The following is a 21045-nucleotide window of genomic DNA, read 5'->3' as shown; positions in this document are numbered from 1 at the left end:
ATTCGTACTCTTTTCGTTATGAATTCTTATATCTTAAATTTGCTAATCATTCTTTCCAGTTCGCGAGCCATCTGATTCAAGGATTCAAATGAAACGGCAAACTCTTCCATAGTAGCCAATTGTCCTTTGGAGGAAGCAGCCAGATTTTCAGCATTGCCCGCTGAAATCCTTGCAATTTGAGCAGTCTCGTCCACAGATGCTGCTACTTGTTCTGATCCAGCCGACATTTGTTCAGAGACAGCAGATACCTCCTGAATTTGATCGGTCATCTGTTGAATTTCTTGTAAGATGCGTTGGAAGGCCTCTCCTGACTCCAGTACGATAGACAATCCATCCTGAACATCTTGATTGACTGAATCCATCGAGTTGACCGCCATGGTCGTATCTGCTTGGATCTCCTGAATGAGATTGGCGATTTGCCGAGCAGACTCATCAGATTGTTCAGCGAGTTTTCTCACTTCATCTGCTACGACAGCAAAACCTCGTCCATGCTCTCCCGCACGGGCAGCTTCGATGGCTGCATTGAGAGCAAGCAGATTGGTTTGGGAAGCAATTCCCGTAATCACGTCAATGATTTGCACAATTTCTTTGGATCGCTCACCCAATTGCTTGACTACGGATACAGAATGTTCCACAGAGCCACGGACGGAGTCCATTTGCTGGATCGCTTTTTGGATGGACTGATTTCCTAACTGCGCTTCATCCGCCGTACATGTAGATGCTTCCGAAATGATGGAGGTTGTCTCCGCCACACGTTGGATGCCGATCGACATCTCTTCCATTGCTCTTGCGGATTCTTCGGTACCTCTGAGCTGATTTTGGGCCCCGCTTGCAACTTCCTGTATGGTAGTAGATATCTTGTTCGTAGCATCTACATTGTCCGCCAAGCGAACCGATATGTTGTCAGACGAAGTAGAGAGTGTATTAACCGCTTTTTGGACTTCCCGAATGAGTCCTTGGATGGATACTTGCATCACCTGAATACTCTGACCAAGCATGCCGATTTCGTCTTTTCTTTCCAAAAGGTTTTTGGGCAATTCACCTGTAAAGTCACCACGTCCGATCTGCGCAATCTGGTCAACGATAGCAAGCAATGGCTTGGTGAATTTGTGCGAGAAAAGAATGGAAGCGACAATCGCTAGTAAAGCAAACAAAACGCTCAATGCCCCGATGATGAAACCGATTTGATTGGCTTCAGCAGAGAGCTCAGCTCTTTCAATAAACGAAATATATTTCCAACCGGTTTTGTCTGAAGTAAAGACGTTAGCCATATACTCGGTATCGTTCATCGTGACCGCAAAGCTGCTGGAGGTATTCTCTGCGATCGCAGCCAATTCAGGAATTTGCGTATCTTTCAGGTTTTTCGAATTGAGCTCGGGGTTCTTGGGATTAGCCAAAATCGTTCCGTCTTTGCCAACCAGCATGAGATAACCCGTTTTCCCGATCTTAATTTCTTTCAGAATGTCGGTTAGTCCTTTTAAATTCACGTCCAGTCCAACAACGCCAAGCGGTTCACCCTTGTCATCCTTTAGCATCGTCACGTTACTGATCACGATACTGTTGTCGCCCAAATAGAGATACGGATCTGTCGTGATCACTTTACCGGGATTCTCCATTGGGGTTTTGTACCAATCCCTTGTACGCGGATCGTAATTCGGAATGACATCATCTGTCGGCCACTGTATGTATCCTCCGTATTTTGTCGCTAAATAGATAAATGCAGTATTCGGATGAGAATCGACAAATCGCAGGAAATCTTGAAAAATGGCCGCCTCTACCCCGCCATTTTGCAGTGGCGTATGCTTGGTTTTGGTTGGTTTGTCCATATACGTCGTGATGGTATTATCTGCACTTTTTAATAAGGGACTGCCTGCTATCAGGTTTACGTTTGCACGAATCGAGTCGAAATACAAGTTAATCGCGTTGTCTACTTGAGCCACTTCTTTTGTCGAGGATTCAATAAAATAAGTCTGGATTCGCTCCTCCATACTGACATATACAAATGAGCTAATCACTCCAATCGGGATTAAAATAATGGCAAGAAATGCTGCTATCAGTCTTTGCTTGATGCTTACCCGCATACGTATCCCCCGCAGTTCTTCTTGATGTCCATGAGCACCATTACCCTACATCCTATTCCCATTCTTTTTTCCAAGTAAACGTATAATGAAAAAAGCCGCCCGAAAATTCAGGGCGGCTCTACTTCTATACGCTTTTACTTCATTTCATTGATTTCAGCGCGGATTTTCTCTACAAACGCATCCACTGTCATCGCGCCTTCATCGCCCACTCCGCGTTTGCGGACGGACAGCGTACCGTCAGCCACCTCTTTTTCACCGATGACCAGCATGTACGGGATTTTTTCAACTTGTGCTTCTCGGATTTTGTAGCCGATTTTCTCATTGCGGCCATCCAGCTCTACACGAATGCCAGCTTGTTGCAGCTTTTCTCTTACTTGTTCTGCATATGGCATGTGCACTTCGCTGATGTTCATGATGCGTGCTTGGATTGGTGTCAACCAAATCGGGAATGCACCTGCGTAGTGCTCGATCAGGATACCAATAAAGCGCTCCATGGAGCCGTACATCGCACGGTGCAAGACAACTGGACGATGCTTCTCGTTGTCTTGACCAACATAAGTCAGGTCGAATTTCTCAGGCATTTGGAAGTCCAACTGGATCGTTCCGCATTGGTGACGGCGTTTCAGCGCGTCGGTAATTTGGAAGTCGATCTTCGGTCCGTAGAACGCACCGTCTCCTTCTTTGATTTCATAGGCCATACCGAGCTCTTCCAACACTGTTTTCAGAGAGCTTTCTGCTGCTTCCCACAGCTCATCAGATCCCATGGAATCTTCCGGACGAGTGGACAGAGCCACACTGTATTCGAAGCCAAATACCTTGTAGATGCTATCAATCAAAGTGATCATGCCTTTGATTTCGCTCGCGATCTGATCAGGACGGACGAATACGTGCGCGTCATCCTGGCAGAAGGTACGCACCCGCAGCATTCCATTCAATGCCCCGGAGTACTCATGGCGGTGAACTTGCCCGAACTCGGAGTAACGAATTGGCAGGTCGCGGTAAGAATGCATCTCGTTTTTATAAATCAGCATGTGACCTGGGCAGTTCATTGGCTTCAGGGCGTAAGTCGCGTTGTCTACTTCAGAGAAGTACATGTTCTCTTTGTAGTGATCCCAGTGACCGGATTCTTTCCAGAGACGTTCGTTCATGAGGAACGGAGAGCGCACTTCAGTGTATTGTGCCAGTTGTTGCAGACGGCGGGAGAATTGCTCCAGCTCGTTGCGAACAGTGAAGCCTTTTGGCAGGTAGAACGGCATTCCTGGTGCTTCCTCGGAGAACATGAACAGTCCCAGTTCTTTACCCAATTTGCGGTGATCGCGCTTTTTCGCTTCTTCGATGAAGTGCAGATATTCATCCATGTCTGCTTTTTTCGGCCAAGCTGTACCGTATACGCGTTGCAAAACTTGGTTTTCTGCTTTTCCGCGCCAGTATGCACCTGCCACGCTCATCAGCTTGAACGCTTTGATGAAGCCAGTGGACGGCAAGTGCGGACCACGACAGAGGTCGAAAAATTCGCCTTGCTCATACAGCGTGATAGTCGCATCCTCTGGCAGGTCGCGAATCAGCTCCAGCTTCAGGTGATCGTTCAGTTCTTGGAAAATCGCAGTTGCTTCTTCGCGGCTTACGACTTTGCGGCGAATCGGCAGGTCTTCCTTCACGATTTTTTCCATTTCTGCTTCGATTTTGCCCAAATCCTCTGGGGAAAGGGAAACCGGGATATCCATGTCGTAGTAGAAGCCGTCTTCGATCACAGGTCCGATTCCGAACTTCACTTCAGCGCCGTAAATGCGTTTTACCGCTTGAGCGAGCAAGTGAGCCGTACTGTGGCGGTATACTTCCAAGCCGTCAGCAGAATCGAGGGTAACGATTTCAATCGCTGCATCATCTGTGAGTTCTGTGTACAGATCGACAACCTTGCCGTCTTTTTTACCAGCTACTGCCTTTTTCTTCAGGCTAGAGCTAATGGAGCCTGCGATGTCTTCGATAGTAATCCCAGCGTCGTATTGACGAACGGCTCCATCTGGGAAAGTAACATGAATTTGTGCCACTGCGGATTCTTCCTTCCTGTATCTTGTTTTGTTGAGAAAATAAAAAAACACTCATCCCCAAAAAGGGACGAGTGTGTTCTCGCGGTACCACCCTACTTCAAGTCTGTTCACAAAAACAGACTCCTCATTCCATGTAACGGTATTTAACCGGCATACCGATAGTAAAAGCCTACGCTTCGTTCCCGGCAGCTACTCGAAGGTGGTAGATCAATAACAGTTCGCAGCGAGCTTCCAGCCTGTGGCCCGCCTCTCTAGAGCGTCCTTACTATTGTCCGTGTCCTTCTCATCGTATTTATAAGCGATGTAAAGTTGTTGTTGCTATTATAGTTTAGAGGGATTATTCCCGTCAAGTACGCGTCGCTCGGATAGGCAAAGCGAACAAGAGTGGCAAGTAACGAGCCGACTGTCAAAAATACTGCGGATCGTCTGTGCAAGCCCAGGCTTTTCCGAAGCCATATGGAGCACGATACTCTCAGGAGCCAGTGTAACCAAAGCACTGACCAAATAATCCTCGTCCCTGCATTTTTGTTCGTCCATGTTCAGAACGGTATCCAACTGTTCAAGCCAAAGTCGATCCCCTTTTTTATCATAAAGATGGAAAGGTTTGTCCACACTAGGAACGACATGAACGACTTCCTGCTTGGTTTCCTGTACAGCAATGAAATAGCGCAACAGCTCGACGAACTCTTGGTATTGCTTGTCTTCCAGATATTCATCAATGCCAGTTTCCACGAGTTCGAACAGCTCGTTCCAATGCTCCTGCAATCGGAACCGGACGAAACCCAAGACGTTGATCGTTCGCTCTCCCTCCAGATAGGTAAAAACGTTGCGATATACGTTTGCCTTGCGAGTTGTAGCTGTTAGCAGGTCCCTGCCATCTAGCTCGACTTCTTGGCACATGCGTTGAATATAAGGAAAAATCTCTGCCCACTCGGTTTCCATCTGTTCAGCAGCAAGTAAGTCAGCGGCCATTTCTTCCATAATTTTCGGTTCTTTCACCTGAATGACCCATTCGGCTAATGTAAGAGCAACGAAGGCTCTCGCCCACTCGATGGTCTGCGCGTCATACTCAGTCTCACACCAGCTTTGGAAGTAGAACAAGAGGTATCCATTCTCTTCTTGCTCCCTGTATGTAATGCGCACCGGTGCAGTGTTGACCCGCTCCGTCATCTCATTTACGATAGCCCGATACGTGTCACAATGCTCAGGGACATTCTCCAGCAATACGCGAAACGTCTGCATAACCATCCCCCCAACCGCCATTGTAGTTACAGTATATGTCCCGTCAGGAGCGATATACTTTTAAACGGTTGGAAACTCAGGGAAGGTTGCAGGTAAAAAGTTCCTGATTCAAAAACCAAAAAACGCTCCCCTGCCAGTTTCCCTTTGTTAGAAGGGGGCAGAGAAGCGTCTGTAGGTTATTTAGTTTTGCATGACAAAATCACGTTCTGCCATCTCGCCGTCTTTGAAAACGCGCAGAATGTCATACTGTGTGTTGCGCTGTGCAGGAATTTTGCCTGCGCCGCGAATGAGCTCCAAAATTTGGTTCGTGTTGACCTTGTACGTACATGCCGCTGCGGAAACAACGTTTTCTTCCATCATGGTTTGACCGAAATCGTTCGCCCCATAAGAGAGAGAAAGCTGACCGTAATGCGGGCCCATCGTCACCCAGGAGGATTGGAAGTTTTCGATATTATCCAGCATGAGGCGGCTGATTGCCAGTGTTTTCAAGTACTCCTCTGGCGTGTTGTTGACTGCCTTCATGTTGGTGTTGTCCGGTTGGAAGGTCCAGACGATGAACGCTTTGAAGCCGCCTGTCTCATCTTGAGCATCACGAATGCGCAGAAGGGACAGTACGCGCTCCTCCATCTCTTCCCCAAAACCAATGACCATCGTAGCAGTGCCAGGCAAACCTGCACGGTGTGCAGCTTTTTGTGTGTCGATCCATTCTGTCCAAGAACCCTTCAAACGGGAAATCTTCCGACGTGTACGATCATCGAGGATTTCGCCGCCCGCTCCCGGCAAGGAATCGAGACCTGCTGCCTTCAGCTCTTTCAGTACTTCCTCGACAGACATGTTGGAAACTTCCGCGATTTTCATCACTTCCGCTACAGACAAAGAGTGCATCGTAATCTGCGGGAAGCGTTGCTTGATCTCACGCAAGAGGTCCGTATAATAATCCAGTTTCAGATCCGGATTGGTACCGCCTTGCATCAAGATTTCTGTACCGCCAACGTCCACGGTCTCCTGAATTTTTTGGAAAATCGTTTCTTTGGGGAGAACGTATCCTTCAGAAGAGCCCGGGCGACGGTAAAAGGCACAAAAACGGCAATACGTGTCACATACGTTCGTGTAATTGACGTTGCGACTGATGACAAAAGTCGTAATCGGTTCTGGATGATGCTTTTGCATGACCAGATTAGCGTAATGTCCGATCTTTTCGATTTCATTGCTCGCAAACAAAGCCAGACCGTCTTCGAGACCCAGTCGTTCACCTGCGAGTGCACGTTCCAATATAGAATCGATCATAAGGATCACTCCTTGTACCATACGTAAATTCCATCCCACATCATAACACAATACCGGGACATCGGCTATAGCCCGAGGTGCTGGCAGATTCGCTGCCGTACGCGAAAAAACCCTGTTAGAGACAGGGCATGGAATCGCAATGATTCTTATTGTTCTTCATATCCGATCTGTTCGTATACTTCTGGCTCCCAGTAAATCACGGTTTGCGCGAGTGGCAAATTCGTTTCGCGTGCTCCGTTTGGTTGACCATTAAAATAGATGATTTCTGTTATGGATACCCGATCACCACGAACGTCAATTTCCCCTGACAATTGCAAGTTAGTCCCGTTTGGCGCATAGAAAACGACTTTTCCCGAACCCAATGTTTTCATTGGTTCCTCCCATGATGTTTGTCCTGTTTCCCTTCATTTTAGTGGATAATCTTTCCTAGCGTCAATGAAAAACAAGGACTTCATTACCAACATCCGACCTAGGATAAGCTCATTGATCCACTTATTTTGAAACCGTCTGCGTAACTTGATTATTGTTCCGATGAAATTTGGCCCTCGACATCCAACTTCCGTTGTGGTCTTTCTTTGGACAAACTGGCATAGGATAGCTACAATAGAAAAAACCTTCTAAGGAGATGCTCATGCTCGAACATATCACACAGCTATTCATGCAGTATGGGATGTGGGGACTTGTTGCCATGGCATTTTTGGACTCATTTATTAGTCCGATTCCTCCGTTTTTTATGCAAATTGCGATGAGTCTGCTCGATCCAGACTCAGCGATTCAGTTTGCGACAGTAGCCTTTACTGCTTCCGTCCTCGGCGCCCCTATCGGATTTTTCTTGGGAAGATGGCTGGGAAAACCACTTTTGCACAAGATTCTCCCTGAAAAATGGGTTATTGTAGCGACGGAAAAATTCGCAAAAAACGGGGATGCTGCCGTACTGATCGGAGCTTTTACCCCCATTCCTTTCAAGGTTTTCACTGTGCTCTCTGGCGTATTCAATTACTCGCTGACCAAGCTCATGTTTTATGCGATCATCGGGCGGGGATTGAAGTTTTTTTTGATTGGCACCTTGTTTTATTTATACGGAAAACACGCAAAGGTTCTGATCGATGAATACTTTGAGATCACGCTGCTGGCGGTCGCAACAGTGGTTGCTGCGATCTGGTTTATTTGGAGTATGCGCCGCAAGCGGTATGCGTAAAAATCAAAAGCGCCCAAGCCACCTCAACAAGTGGTCTAAAGGCGCTTTTTGATTATCGGGTCGGAACAATAGTGGACTGTTTGGCCCACTCTTCTACGCTGACAAATTGATACTCCACCAGTTGAGTGAAGAACTGAACATCCAGCAAAGAATCAGCTTGGACCCCCCGCTTTTCTTGTGAATGGAAATGCTTATCGGCATACAGCTTTGCCAAAATGTATTTGCGCGCATTTCCCTTTCGTGTCACCTGATCCTCGGCCTCACTGACGATGCAAGTTAAGGTGTACAAATCTACCATATGGTCTGCGAGCGTTTTTAATTTGTACGTTACATAATCGTGGGTCTGCTGCATGAGATAGGCGATATTTTCCTCCATGATAGCCAGTTCTGTCCGAATCAACTCGGCGTGCGGCAGTGAGAAGGCATGCTTCCAGCCAGCTATGCGCTCCCGAAGCAATCTGCTAAACACCTCGTGGCTGTTTTCTTTTTGCATCACACGCAAAATATCGAGTGCGAGTATATTCGAGGTGCCTTCCCATACGGTCAAAACTTGCGCATCACGTAACAGACGCGGCGTCACGTATTCCTCGATATAACCGTTACCACCATGAATTTCTATTGCGGTATGGGTCGATTCGACAGCCTCTTCCCCTGTACGGTATTTCAGCAAAGGAATCAGCAAGCGAGCAAGCGCGTTATCCTCTTTGCTGGCGGAATGAGACTGCAAGCGATCATAAACAGCAATCATATCAAATACCGCACCCGTGCTTACCTCCGTATCCAATAAGAGGCTGACCAGCATTTCTTTTACCATCGGGTACTGATCGATTGGTTTCCCGAATGCACGACGTTGCTCCGCATAATACCTCGCTTCGTAAAAAGCTCGACGCATGATCCCAATCGAAGCAATCGCGTTGCAAATGCGAGAGAGATTCAGGGCTTCTGCCATGTACTTGAAGCCGTTCTCCGGCTCCCCGATCAAATAGCCCTCTGCCCCGTCCAACAGGATCTCCGCAGATGGTACAGCGTTGACGCCCAGCTTATCTTTCAGACGGCGGAACTGGATATGATTGCGTTCATTGTCAGGCTTTATCCAAGGCACCAAAAACAGTCCAAGCCCTTTTGTCCCCGGTTTCTCCTCATCGATTCTCGCCAATACAGTCGCAACAAATGCTCCCGCATTGCTCGCAAAAAACTTTTCTCCTGTCAATCGGTACACACCCGGCCGACCTGCTACTGGCTCTGCTACAGTCAAATTCGCACCGACATCCGAACCGCCCTGTCTCTCCGTCAGCCAAGTAGCCCCCTCATACAAGCGAGTGCGATCGCGAGAGGTCAGCCCTGTCAGGTACTGCTCCTTTTGTCCTTCGCTGCCATAGCGATCAATTAAATAAGCGGCTGACATCGACAAGGTGACAGGACAATAGAAGCCCGGTTCAGACTGACTCACGAGATAGCCCATGAAAAAGGAATAGCTGTACGGCGCTTTTCTCCCCAACTCAGGTATGTCTTGATACAAGTAGCTAACGATGCCTGCTCCGTACACTTCTGCTACGGTTTCCTTGTAACCTTCATTGGTAATGATCTCGGAAATGTCCTCGCCCAGCCGATTGTACTTGCGCAATCTCGGCTTTCCTTCTCTGTCTGTGTAAGCAGCACGTTCATCGATGGGTCCTGCCACTTGCGCACCAAGCCAGCTCAACTGCTGTCTGGCCCATTCATGCATAGAAGCAGGGAGATAACGTTTCAGTAAGTAATCGAGGTTGGGATCTGCTTTGAAAAAATTTTGCCCCTGTGGCGTACGCGGATGCGGGATATTGTCGCTGTATGCTCGCTGATCGATGCTCGTTTGCAAATCACTCATCGCAGCTCCACTTCCTTTTGGGAACTGACATCACGCAATACATGCTTCAGGACTTTTCCGCTCGTGTTCCGCGGCAGTGCAGGAACGATATTCACCTGTCGAGGGAGCTTGTAATCGGCGAGATGACCACGCAAAGAGCCTTGGATTTCCTCTAGCCACTCACGATTGGTATCGACTCCTGGCTTCAGTACCACATAAGCCGTAACCGTCTCACCCCACTCAGGATGCGGCAAACCAACAACAGCTACCTCGCCAATCGACGGATGACGCTCCAACAACTGCTCGATTTCCTGTGGGTAGACGTTTACCCCTCCCGTAATCATCACGTCTTTTTTGCGATCAATCATCCACAGAAACCCATCCTCATCTACGCGTGCAATATCGCCAGTGTACACCCAACCATCGCGTATGGTCTCTGCTGTCGCCTCTGGATTGTTGTAATATCCTTTCATTGTCCCTTCTCCGCGCAAGCGAATTTCACCCGCTTCGCCACTGGCACATCGCTCTCCTCGCTCGTTTACAACCTCCATTTCGACGAACAATACACCACGATTGCCTAGACTGCCGATTTTATCCGGATGCTCGCGGTGCAAGAGGCACATTCCGGTCGGCCCTGCCTCCGTCAAGCCGTAGACGCACGCCAGTTTATCGCGTCCATATGCTTCTTCCATAACCGAAGCCATCTCTTTGGACAGCGGAGCCCCGCCATACATCCAATGTTCGATGGAAGACAAATCGTACGCCGCAAACTCGGGATGCTTCATCGTCAGCAAATACGCCACTGGCGCTCCGAAGAAATGCGTAATCCGATGCTGCTGCACCAAATCCAAAAGAAGCTGCGGCGAGAAGGTCAAGGCCATTACCTGAGTGGCGCCAAGCATGAGCCCTGCGATGAAAAAGAGATGGAGGGGAGCCGAATGACTCAGCGGCATCAAATGTAAAATTCGTGAATGATGTGTCATCGTCAGTTCAATCGACATCATTTTCGCGACCGTCAATAAGTTTCTATGTGTATAAAGCACCCCTTTAGGGCGTCCAGTCGTACCAGAAGTATACAGGATGCTGACCTCGCTATCTTCGTTCATGTTCGCCAAATACGGCTGTGAAGAAAGCGCATTCATTTTATCAAAAGACACGTTATTGGCATCCCAGTCAGCGATTCCAAACCAATTCCCTTGGCTCGGACCTGTTTTGATTGCCACAAGCTGTGGCGTTTGAAGGACCCACTCATTCACGATAGGCACGAGGGCATCATGAACAAGAAGTGCCTTTGCTCCGGCATGTTCACATATATGTCGTACTTCTTCTTGAGTTGAGCGTGCATTAATCGGTACAACGAGGGCACCACTGCGAATGATGGCGACGTAAAAAATGGCAAACTCCGGGCAATTGGGCATCAGCATGACAACCCGATCCCCTTGCTCGATGCCAAGCTCTTGCAAATGGCAAGCCCACTGAGTAGAGCGTGTGTCCCACTGGGAAAAGCTGACCTCTACATCTCCAGCAATCAGCGCGGACTTGTCCGGATATTTCCTTCCGTTTACTGCGAGCAGAGCTGATACGTTCATCGTTTCTCCTCCTCATTTTCTTCAAGCAATTTTTGTTCAAAGTTTTGCTTGTAGACGAGAATGTCTTCTCTCAGTTGTCGGAGTTCCATGATTTTCTCGTCGATCTCAGCCAGCTTTTGGTTGCCGTACTCAATCGTTCGCATAAGCTGCGCACGACCTGTACGATCCTCGTCGAACAGCTCAATCATCTCGCGAATCTGATCCAACGAAAATCCGAAGCGCTTCCCTCGCAGAATGAGTCGCAGCCGGGCACGATCCTTGCGGTTATAATGCCTGCTTCCCTTCTCTGTTCGACTGGGGAAAATCAAACCGAGCTCTTCGTAGTACCGAATCGTTCTGGTGCTGACATCTAATTGTTGAGCAAGATCAGAGATGGTCCACGATTCTTCCTTCTGTATTCCTTCTCTGCTCATGTCCAGCGCCCCTTACTTACATTTATAAAATTCGAAATTTACCGAATAAAGCGATTGTAACTGCCGTTTACGTAAACGTCAACTTGATGAAAAATTTATCGGGCCAATCACCAATCTATTATTCGCCCATATATTGTTATTGTGATTTTTGTGGAAGGAGGTGAAGCAATGGCCGTCATCAAAGCGAACTCCAGTGATGTAGATATGCTTGCCAGACTGATTCGGGCCGAGGCTGAGGGTGAAGGTGAGTTGGGCATGTTGATGGTTGGCAACGTTGGAGTAAATCGGATTTTAGGTAACTGCCTTGACTTCAAAAACATTCGCAGCATGCGTGACATGGTCTATCAATCTCCGGGAGGATTCGAAGCGGTCCAGAAGCCGTATTTCTATCAACGGGCCAGGGAAAAAGACAGAAGACTGGCACAGCGGGCAGTCAATGGAGAGAAAACCCGCCCTGCGAGCAACGCATTGTGGTTCTACCGTCCTGCTGGAAACTGCCCTCCTACCTGGTGGGATCAGCAAAACTCCGGTCGCTATAAGGCACACTGCTTCTTCGTTCCAACACCAGCAGATTGTCCACGCGTCTATTAAAAGAATTAGATAGATAAAGGAGCGAGTTCATCATGAGTCAACAAATGCCTTACACTGGTTACCCTCAACAACAATACGGTTACGACATGTACCCATCCGCACAGTATCCATACGGCATGCCTCAGCAACAGCAGCAGATGATTCAGCAGCAGCAACCTCAACTAGTTCCGATGCAGCCAAGCGGAGCCTTGATTCCTGGAATGCCCATTACTCCTGGGCAAGTGCTGGAAGAATCGTACATCGAAAACATCCTTCGCTTGAATCGAGGCAAGGTCATTACGGTGTACCAAACGTTTGAAAACAACAGCCAATGGAACGCCAAAATTTTTCGTGGCGTCCTCGAAACAGCTGGCCGCGACCACATTATTATCAGCGATCCGCAAACCGGCAAGCGCTATTTGCTCCTCATGGTCAACACCGATTACATCACTGCGGACGAAGAGTTGAATTACGTCCCGCCGCAGCTTCCAACAGGAGTTCGGTAAGCAACCAAGCACAAAAAGACAGTTTCCGTCGGCTATGCCCGGGGAGAACTGTCTTTTTGACGTTTCTACCATTCCATGCTATTAATGAGTGAGAAACACGACTGCTTTGCAAAGGATGAGGAAGAGTGGCATTTGGGATTACACGAGACGAACTGAACCGTTGGAAGCAAGCCGTTAGTCGAGGCGAATTGGCATTTCTCACCCACTATTGGCTGGACCCCCGGTTTCCCGGAATCAAAACCGTTACAAAAGTAGGCTGTGCCAATTATTCGCTACTGACAGACTGGTGCCTAGCCAACGGACTCGATCCTGTCTACATTCATAACCGCGCACCCTTCCCACATTTTGATTTACTGGGCGAAAAACAAATCCAGGTCTTGCAAAAGGAAGGCCTGTGGGATCACTTGGAGCGCTTCCGCATGCTGGATGATAGACGAGACTAGGATGGATCTTTTTGCACGTGATAGCCTCGATCACCATATGGCGCCAGCTTTTTCATCCATTTATCTTCGAGCTTTTCCAGGGCATCCTTCCCATCAAAATACGGATGGTCTTTCTTCTCCACCTTTTCTAGAACTTCGATTTCAAAAGCGTCCGGACCGTATTTATCCCAGTCTTTTTGCAGCTCACGATTAGGATGTGAACCATGCTGAAGCATGAACTTTCTGCCGTTGATCGTTTTTAGGTTATTCGTGCTGGCGATGAACACTTTTTCATTTTGCTTGTTCTTAATTTGATATACGCCTGCATCGGTTTCTACTTCCTTGTACATCTGCTTGAGCTCTTGTTTGCGATTCATCTGTTGCGCCCCCCGTTCCTCTCCTTCATTTTCCACTGCGATCCGCCAATATTGACTGCCATCCGCCTGTCTATCCATCAGACCAACATCGACTAAATATCTCCGCAAGGTCACATAATCGTCGTAGAGACCTTCCAAAATCTCATTCACTTCTCGCTCAGTGTAGAAACGGTCGAGCTCAAATTTTTTGGAAATCTCTTCGAGGAGGATCAGTTTATGCTTTTGCTTACGCGGGAAACGCTCCAATCGACCTGATAGTCCATTCGGCAAGAGCCTCTTTACGATCGCGGCATACTCTGCGGCATCGCCATCTTTCGAGGTATTCTTTTGCTTGCTTGATTTGGCATCGTTGGACGATTGATTTTTATCCGCTTCATGCAATAACTCCATCATGACCAGGAACACCTTGGCCTGACGTTCTTTTTCCTTGAGTGCAAAGCGGTGGTTACGGATCGTCGATGCACTGCCGATCCCCATTTCATTTTGAACCTCGGCGTCTGTCTTGCCCTGATAAAAGAGGCGAAGCAAATTCACCTGATGATCAGACAAGCCCGTCAATCGTTTATCCAACTGGCTCAGGTGAGTAAAGACAGAACCGTGCGCTGCCTCGATATGATGGCGCATAAACCGGGACGCTTCGTACAGGACACCTTCCACTGGATAAATAATTCCTTTCTCCACCTGTTCCCCACAGAGCAAACACATAAAATGTTCACCTTGTTCGATGTAACCTTGCTTCCACTCTTGAAGGGAAGCGCTCCAAAATGCTTCATGAAGACTCATATATAAACACAACCTTTATTCGTTTAATTTATTATAGATAACTTATCATCACGTTTGTTTTGTGTCAAACAAAAAAGCCCCCTGTTGTCTATTCGCACAACAGAAAGCCTTTTTGTTTATGCTTCACTGGCTCGCATCGCAAGACTTGCTTGAGCCAACTCTTTTAAAAATGCCAGGCGGTCACCTTTATAGAAACGTCCTTCTGTTGCTGTCCGCTTCTGCCGATAGCGGATCGCCAATCGGTTTACCATGCGATTAATCTCCAGATGTTGTTCCTCTTCCATCGTAAACCGTACAGCGTATTCGTAATAGTCCGTTTCCCACGGAATCGTGCGGACTACATGGCCGTACATTTTCAGAGCCTGTCCGCACAATTCCGTCGCAAACTGCAGAACGAGCTGATCATTTGCCGGCATTTTGAGATGAGAAAGAAAACGAAGTCCACCTGCCCCGATATCCTCGATCAATACCTGCGTGCTCCCAATCTCCATGGTTTTCCCTTTGATCAGCACAATAGTCATGTCTGCACAGAGGGCGTATTCTAGACGTAAGCGAAAAAATTCACGTTGATGCCCCTCTGATCTACCTGGCATTTTCTTCTCCTTCTTTCTCTTCTCATAGTGGGTAAGACGCAAAAGAAAGAGCGCCTGTCCCTTGGCGCCTTTCTTTTTATTTTTTGGGCTTTCGGTATTTGATCTCCTGCTCTTTCACCTGAAAGCGATTCCATAATTCTCTCTCATCATGTGTGATGGAATCATGCTTTTCCAGCCGGAAGAGGAGTCTAACGACCACCCAAACAATCAAAAGAAACGCAAAAAAGATAACCAGTGTAAGAAAGATCATAAAACCTGCCTCCTCCCATTTACTAACAACATATGGGAGGAAGCATCATAAGATAACCAAATGTGTCAAAAACGTGACAATCCTCCTTTTCTAGAAGGTTGTCACACTTCGCGGCTTCTCGGAAACAGCAAACAGTCTATCCAAAATGGGTAGCTTTTCTGGGGCATCCAGTTCCAACTGGCCGTATTGATGCAGCTTTCGGGCAGTTACTACCCCCATCACGAGCGAAGAAAAATCCGAAATATCTAGCTGCACCGTAACGTCAGGCTCTACTGCCTCTCCTAATTCCGGACGTCCATCGACAAACTTGATGAGCCATGTTCCTTCATTCTCAGGCAGGAACGAATCGCGGATCGTCAGCATTACATTTACCGTTTCCGAACCAAAACGGTGGTGGGAGAGCTGACGGAAAAATCCAGGCACATCAATGATCCGATACATCAGACCGACTCCGGATACATGGCTCTCATGATAAATGCTCCACAAGATCGAATCCGTTCCATTGCCCGGATCAGATAGCAACAAGTGAAAATCTTCGTCCGGCGTCGTAAACTCGATCCGTTGAATCTGATCGGCCTGGCTGCGCAGGAAAGAGAGCAGTTGTGCAAGTGCTTCGCGGCTCTCATACAGAAGCTCTCTTATTTCTATGTTGTTGAAGAGTTTGTTTTTTTCATGGGCGCTCTGAAACTGAAAAGCGAGATAGCCGCCTAGTCTCCCTTCCTTTTGGTAGCCGACGGTAATCATTTCAGGACTATCGAGGATTCTGTCCCACTCTCGATCTGTTCGCTTGATCATGCCATGTGTTTGACGGGCGATACGATGATAGCACGCAGACAGTTCTTCTTTGTCCTCTTTTCCTATATAAACGATTTTATCCTTACCTACAAACGGCAGGCTGGACGGCTTGAACTTGTATTGATGAACCTTAGTCCCTATTCCAAAACCCATTTGCTTGTAAAAATCAACACGAAACGGATAGAGAGAGACCAACGAGATTCCCCGCTCCCGATAGCTGGAAAGAAAACCTTGCAGCATCGACATGGCCACTTTTTCCTTTTTATGCAAAAGGTCCACGGCGACCAACCCAATCCCGCCAGTCAAAAGCGGTGTACCGTGAACATTCATGGGAAAATCGTACCATTTCATAATCCCCACCAGTCGTCCATCACGGTAGCATCCGTGGTAGCTGACGTGCGGGTCGTTTTCGATCGTCTCCCTTACGCGTTCGGCAAATCGCTGCCTGCTCTCTGCACCCAGTAGATTGCTTCCAGGGTAACTCATCGCTGCAATTCTAACGACCTCATCGATATCGTCAATTGAAACCGGTCGAATCTCCTCCATCGTCTCATGCACTCCTGTCCGCAAGAATTTGGGCATCTAGGAAAATAGTAACGATGAATGTAGCAACTGGCAATATGAAGTTTGTATTTTTTGGAAAACTGTAACCAATTATTGAAAAAACGCCCACACTCGGCGGACGTCTTCGAATTAGTGTGTCTGTTTGACTCGGCTTCCTTTTGCGATCACAAGCGCCAGAACAAAGCTGCCTATCGCAAGCACTAAGGTACCTGTGAAGACCACATGAACACCGCTAGCCAATAAGTCTCGGATCTGTGCCAGCTGTGCCACTGGAATCGATCCGTGTTCAAACGAGGCCCCTAAATTCGCATGACCACTTGCTACAGTCACCATGTTGAACAACATTCCGAATACGGCTGCCCCGAAGGTTTGGCTAAATGTACCCGTGAACGTATTGAGGGCAACCGCTGTCCCCCTCTTGTCGACTGCAACGGATGATTGAATTTTTACCATGATGATCGGAGAAATGAGTCCCATTCCCAAACCAATTAAACCTACAGCCACATAAATGAGATATCCCGCTGACTGAGCGGACAAGAAGCTCAACAATGTTGTCGCTACCGTCAGAACGGCTGTCCCTGCGATAAACAATTGTTCAGCTCGCAGCTTGCCTAACAAGTTCCCGGCAAGGATAGAGCCGATCGTCCAGCAAACTGGCATCGGCGTCAGGACAAAGCCAGCCATTGTCGCACTTTCTCCCAAGACTCCCTGGCTCCAGATCGGCAAGTACACCACCATGCTGATTACAATTCCATTGGTCAAGAGTGTCAGCAGATTGGTCATGGCCACGTTTCGATTGGTAAAAAGCGAAAGCGGAATTAGTGGCTCAGGTGATTTCTTTTCCACCGATACAAACACCAGATAGGTCACCAAAGCAAATACGATCAAGGAAATCGTCACTGGACTGGCCCAGGATTGATTCTGACTACCTGTTAGCAAGGCATACAACAAGGCGATGGTCCCGACCGAAAAAATAAGCGCTCCCGGATAATCGATATGGCGCTTTTCTTTGACGGCAAGCTTTTCCTTGTACAAAAAGACGAGCATGAAAAACGATACGAGGCCAAAAGGCAAGTTAAGAAAAAAGATATAACGCCACGTCAGTGTATCGACCAAAAATCCTCCGACCAGCGGACCTGCCACACCGGAAAGTCCCCATACAGCGCTAATCCAGCCCTGCGCTTTCGCTCGGGCAGTCTGCTCGGTGTACAAATCTCCGATAATGGTCATCGTAATCGGCATGACTGAACCTGCACCCAAGCCTTGAATGGCACGGAATACAATGAGCTGCCACATCGACGTCGCCACTCCACAGAGCGTGGAACCTAACAAAAAGATGCCGATCCCGATTAATAAAACGTTCTTTCGGCCAAATAAATCAGCCAGCTTGCCGTAAATGGGAGCAGATACGGCAGTGGCAAGCATGTAGATGGCGTATACCCAGCTCACCTGTTCAAAACCTGCCAAATCACTCGTAATACGTGGTACGGCTGTACTCACAATCGTTCCTTCCATCGCAGCAAGGAATGTCGAGAGCATTAGGGCAATCATAATCTGTAATCTCATCTCGATCTCCTCTCTCTAACTACGCATGATCGCGAGCAGCGAAAAAGCATTGTCTAGTATACCACATTAGGGAACATGTTTTCGCCAATCTTTCTCAACCAACGAAAAACCTCGTCTTGTCGATGACAAGCGAGGCATTGTTTTTCCGATCAGGGTTATCGATTGGCTGCGCGTAGCTTCACTGCTGCAAACACCTGCTGGTAATAATGCACCTCATGTGGAACAAAGTCAGCTTTGGCCGTGATCATCGCTGTATCTTTTTGCTCGCCATTTTCCGTTAGCAAAAATCCATTCACCGTCATCTGCTCGATCTGGCCCGCAAACAACCGCTCTAGCTCATGCAGACTGACCCAAAATAGCCCCGTGACTTCTTCTTCCTGTACTCGGTACTCGTGTAAGGGTTGATCGCATTCGTACAAAAATATATGGCACATTTCCTTATCCATGATGGAGGGGGCAACCATTACATCACGAAATACGCCTACCTTATCCAATTCCTCAAAGCTCACGGACAAGCCCAGCTCCTCCTCCAACTCCCGAACGCCGTCACATGGCTGTTCCGAAGCGAGAAGATGACCGGCAGAGGTAATGTCGAGCAAGTTCGGACAAGTATCCTTTTGTGGATGTCTTTTTTGGAACAACAATTCGATCTGGTCATCTACTACGCGATAAATCCAGCAGTGAAAGGTTTGGTGCCACAGCCCCAAGCGGTGTACTTCGCTACGCGCTTCTACCCCGATGTGCTGTCCTGCTTCGTCAAAAATGTCTAGCTGCTCTTCCTGCATGTTTTCCACCCCATGACTTGTCTCTTGCGCATTTCTTTTCCCCAAGTTAGATTCCCGGTCCAGAGCGTAAATTCCTCTCTATTGACGTGACGAAAGAAGGGACAGCGACAAACGCCATCCCTTCTATCACCATTAGTTGATCGATACTTCATCCAGCATCAAGTAGCCAACAGGGCTCAGCCAGAAGCCATTTACATTCTTGGATGTAACTGCCACATGGTCAATCGTGCGGATTGGAAGAATCGGTACTTCCTTTAACTCGATTTCTTGCAGCTTTGCGTAAATTTCATTGCGTTTTTGCGCATCTTTTTCGCGACGACCTTCTTCAATCAGCTTGTCTACCTCTGGATTGTTGTAGAACGCCATGTTACCTGCGCTGCCTTTCGAAGTGCTGTGGAAGACGTTGTACTGGTTGTAGTCGCCATCCCCTGTTGCATTGCCCCAGCCCCCGATGAACATCGCATGCTCGCCATTGTCTGTGTGCTCCAGATACGCACCGTATTCCATTACTTTGATCTCCAAATCAATGCCGATGCCTTTCAACTGTGACTGGATGACTTCTGCTACGTTCATGCGCTCTTTACGGTCGTCTGTCACGATGGACGTCTTGAAGCCGTTCGGGTAACCTGCCTCTGCAAGCAGTGCTTTTGCTGCATTGACGTCATACGAGTAATCCTGGAGATTCGGGTTATAGCCGATTACTTTTGGCGACATCGAGGAAACAGCTTGTGTTCCCACATTGTTGTATACCCCTTGCACAATGGCTTGTTTTTCGATAGCATGTGCGACAGCTTGACGTACGCGTACATCATCAAATGGCTTCTTCTGCACGTTAAAGCCGATATAATCCACACCCAAGCCTTCTGCACGTACCATGTTCATGCCAGGAGATGCCTGTGCGCGCTCTACTTCTGTCACAGGAAGCTGATCGCCGATGTGCGCTTCGCCTGCTTCGATCATCGCTACACGTGTCGTATCTTCTGGAACGACCTTATACACTACTTCATCTACCTTTGGTTTTTCACCCCAGTAGGTATCATTTTTCGAAAGTTTCATATCTTGACCTGGTGCCCACGCTGTAAATTTGAAAGGTCCGGTTCCCACAGGCTGCTTCGCCAATGTATCGGAATGCTCGGCGATTGCTTTCGGGCTGATAATGCTTCCTTCCGAGCTAGCCAAGATGGAGAGCAGCGGTGCAAAAGGATACTCCAGCACGAAATGTACAGTCTTGTCATCCACGATCTTGATTTCTTTGATCATAGAGAAGTTAGATGCACGCGGTGATGCAACCTTTGGATCGCGTACACGTTCGAACGTCTTTTTCACAGCGTCTGCTGTAAAGGGTGTACCATCATGGAACGTAACGCCCTCGCGGAGCTTAAACTCCCATGTCAGGTCGTCGAGCTGTTTCCATTCAGTAGCGAGTGTAGGCTTGTACTCGCCGTTTTTATCGCGAGAAACCAAGCTCTCATACACTTTTCCATACACATAGTTTGCCGAAGGAATATTAGAGATGAAATGCGGGTCCAAATTGTTGGCGTCTGCCTTGCGGGCTACAATCAGGGTTCCCCCTTCTTTCGGAGCTTCTGTAGCAGTTGTATTCGTCGAACTGGATTGCTCCGAGCTCGCACCACCACATCCAGTCAGCGCAACACTAACCGTCAATGTCAGAGCCAACAAGGAACCGACCATGCGCGTTTTCTTCATTTGTGTCTACCCCCTGTAGAATACCGTCGAAAATTCTGAATGTATTTCTTATTTGCATTATACGGTAGATTTTCAACCGAACCTTTCAGCATCTTTACATCAATTTATAATATTTTTACTTTTATTTAATTTCGTGCAGATGGAAAGATACTTGGATTCGTAGCTTCGGTGGAGAAGCGTGTTTCCAGTCTACGCTTCGGCCTACGCCCCGCTGGGGGTGAAGACTGTCCGCTCCGGCATGAATGACGGGAGCCGCTTCAAAAGTGGTAGCCTCGATGATGTATTCGCACGTTGAAGCTAAAAACGCTCCCGCCATTCATCCCTCCGCTTGGTCGGGCTCCAGAGGCGCTATGACTGGAAACACGCTTCCTTGACGTTGCTTGTGTCTATTTTTCGATCTATGTATGAAAAGCAACAAGAAGAAAA

General features: G+C 48.0%; 20 protein-coding genes and 1 other annotated feature. Of the genes, 4 read left to right on the top strand and 16 right to left on the bottom strand.

Annotation, left to right across the window (positions count from 1 at the left end):
• Nucleotides 1-26: 26 nt before the first annotated feature.
• The 5 genes from HP568_RS14040 to HP568_RS14020 all read right to left on the bottom strand — a co-directional run bounded on the left by HP568_RS14040 (nt 27) and on the right by HP568_RS14020 (nt 7029).
• Entirely contained in the window at nt 27-2081 is a 2055-nt protein-coding gene (locus HP568_RS14040) for a methyl-accepting chemotaxis protein (RefSeq protein ID WP_173629397.1), read from the bottom strand.
• Between the two features lie 134 nt (nt 2082-2215).
• Complete coding sequence (gene thrS / locus HP568_RS14035; protein ID WP_048031919.1) at nt 2216-4129, bottom strand: threonine--tRNA ligase; 1914 nt, start codon at nt 4127-4129, stop codon at nt 2216-2218.
• 60 nt (nt 4130-4189) lie between these two features.
• Nucleotides 4190-4425: a binding site (T-box leader), on the bottom strand.
• A 25-nt stretch (nt 4426-4450) separates the two neighbouring features.
• Nucleotides 4451-5371 (bottom strand): putative sporulation protein YtxC, encoded by a 921-nt coding sequence (ytxC, locus tag HP568_RS14030; RefSeq protein ID WP_048031918.1) that lies wholly within the window; start codon nt 5369-5371, stop codon nt 4451-4453.
• 180 nt (nt 5372-5551) lie between these two features.
• Nucleotides 5552-6658, bottom strand: a complete 1107-nt coding sequence (gene mqnC, locus HP568_RS14025) for a cyclic dehypoxanthinyl futalosine synthase (protein WP_173629396.1) — start codon at nt 6656-6658, stop codon at nt 5552-5554.
• A gap of 146 nt (nt 6659-6804) precedes the next feature.
• On the bottom strand, nt 6805-7029 hold the full coding sequence (locus HP568_RS14020; protein ID WP_007728577.1) for a hypothetical protein: 225 nt from the start codon (nt 7027-7029) through the stop codon (nt 6805-6807).
• Between the two features lie 260 nt (nt 7030-7289).
• On the opposite strand from HP568_RS14020, the gene HP568_RS14015 reads away from it, so the two are divergent.
• Entirely contained in the window at nt 7290-7856 is a 567-nt protein-coding gene (locus HP568_RS14015; protein ID WP_173629395.1) for a YqaA family protein, read from the top strand.
• A gap of 52 nt (nt 7857-7908) precedes the next feature.
• On the opposite strand, the gene HP568_RS14010 is transcribed toward HP568_RS14015, so the two are convergent.
• Genes HP568_RS14010 through HP568_RS14000 form a run of 3 tightly spaced genes read right to left on the bottom strand, consistent with a single transcriptional unit; the run spans nt 7909 to nt 11701 of the window.
• Nucleotides 7909-9720, bottom strand: a complete 1812-nt coding sequence (locus HP568_RS14010) for an acyl-CoA dehydrogenase family protein (protein WP_173629394.1) — start codon at nt 9718-9720, stop codon at nt 7909-7911.
• The gene (locus HP568_RS14005; RefSeq protein WP_173629393.1) at nt 9717-11288 is read right to left on the bottom strand and encodes a class I adenylate-forming enzyme family protein; all 1572 of its coding nucleotides are present in this window, start codon (nt 11286-11288) and stop codon (nt 9717-9719) included. Before HP568_RS14005 ends, HP568_RS14010 begins: the two co-directional genes overlap by 4 nt.
• The gene (locus tag HP568_RS14000; RefSeq protein ID WP_007728588.1) at nt 11285-11701 is read right to left on the bottom strand and encodes a MerR family transcriptional regulator; all 417 of its coding nucleotides are present in this window, start codon (nt 11699-11701) and stop codon (nt 11285-11287) included. Before HP568_RS14000 ends, HP568_RS14005 begins: the two co-directional genes overlap by 4 nt.
• 168 nt (nt 11702-11869) lie before the next feature.
• Between HP568_RS14000 and HP568_RS13995 the strand changes: the two genes are divergently transcribed.
• The 3 genes from HP568_RS13995 to HP568_RS13985 all read left to right on the top strand — a co-directional run bounded on the left by HP568_RS13995 (nt 11870) and on the right by HP568_RS13985 (nt 13220).
• On the top strand, nt 11870-12292 hold the full coding sequence (locus HP568_RS13995; RefSeq protein ID WP_048031913.1) for a cell wall hydrolase: 423 nt from the start codon (nt 11870-11872) through the stop codon (nt 12290-12292).
• Between the two features lie 32 nt (nt 12293-12324).
• Entirely contained in the window at nt 12325-12777 is a 453-nt protein-coding gene (gerQ, locus tag HP568_RS13990; protein WP_048031912.1) for a spore coat protein GerQ, read from the top strand.
• Between the two features lie 125 nt (nt 12778-12902).
• The gene (locus HP568_RS13985) at nt 12903-13220 is read left to right on the top strand and encodes a hypothetical protein (protein ID WP_048031911.1); all 318 of its coding nucleotides are present in this window, start codon (nt 12903-12905) and stop codon (nt 13218-13220) included.
• On the opposite strand, the gene HP568_RS13980 is transcribed toward HP568_RS13985, so the two are convergent.
• From HP568_RS13980 to HP568_RS13945, 8 genes are all read right to left on the bottom strand, one after another.
• Nucleotides 13217-14359 carry a DUF2087 domain-containing protein gene (locus HP568_RS13980; protein ID WP_173629392.1) on the bottom strand — a complete coding sequence of 381 codons (1143 nt, stop codon included), beginning with the start codon at nt 14357-14359 and terminating at the stop codon, nt 13217-13219. The genes HP568_RS13985 and HP568_RS13980 overlap by 4 nt on opposite strands.
• A gap of 116 nt (nt 14360-14475) precedes the next feature.
• Nucleotides 14476-14952, bottom strand: a complete 477-nt coding sequence (locus tag HP568_RS13975; RefSeq protein WP_048031909.1) for a PilZ domain-containing protein — start codon at nt 14950-14952, stop codon at nt 14476-14478.
• Nucleotides 14953-15028: 76 nt separating this feature from the next.
• A complete protein-coding gene (locus tag HP568_RS13970) occupies nt 15029-15202 on the bottom strand; it encodes a hypothetical protein (RefSeq protein ID WP_007728597.1) in 174 nt (57 codons plus the stop codon).
• Nucleotides 15203-15292: 90 nt separating this feature from the next.
• Nucleotides 15293-16543: a GNAT family N-acetyltransferase gene (locus HP568_RS13965; RefSeq protein WP_173629391.1), complete on the bottom strand. Its 1251-nt coding sequence runs from the start codon at nt 16541-16543 to the stop codon at nt 15293-15295.
• Between the two features lie 147 nt (nt 16544-16690).
• A complete protein-coding gene (locus tag HP568_RS13960; protein WP_048031907.1) occupies nt 16691-18127 on the bottom strand; it encodes an MDR family MFS transporter in 1437 nt (478 codons plus the stop codon).
• A gap of 155 nt (nt 18128-18282) precedes the next feature.
• Nucleotides 18283-18912 (bottom strand): NUDIX hydrolase, encoded by a 630-nt coding sequence (locus tag HP568_RS13955; protein ID WP_173629457.1) that lies wholly within the window; start codon nt 18910-18912, stop codon nt 18283-18285.
• A 132-nt stretch (nt 18913-19044) separates the two neighbouring features.
• Nucleotides 19045-20619, bottom strand: coding sequence for a glutathione ABC transporter substrate-binding protein (locus HP568_RS13950; protein WP_048031906.1), 1575 nt, complete (start codon nt 20617-20619; stop codon nt 19045-19047).
• 121 nt (nt 20620-20740) lie between these two features.
• Complete coding sequence (locus HP568_RS13945) at nt 20741-20935, bottom strand: hypothetical protein (protein ID WP_048031905.1); 195 nt, start codon at nt 20933-20935, stop codon at nt 20741-20743.
• Nucleotides 20936-21045: the final 110 nt, after the last annotated feature.

The sequence above is a fragment of the Brevibacillus sp. MS2.2 genome, from assembly GCF_013284345.1.
Classification (GTDB): Bacteria; Bacillota; Bacilli; order Brevibacillales; family Brevibacillaceae; genus Brevibacillus; species Brevibacillus brevis_C.
The sequence above is the reverse complement of the archived record's forward strand: the minus strand, read 5'-3'. Positions and strand labels throughout refer to the sequence as shown.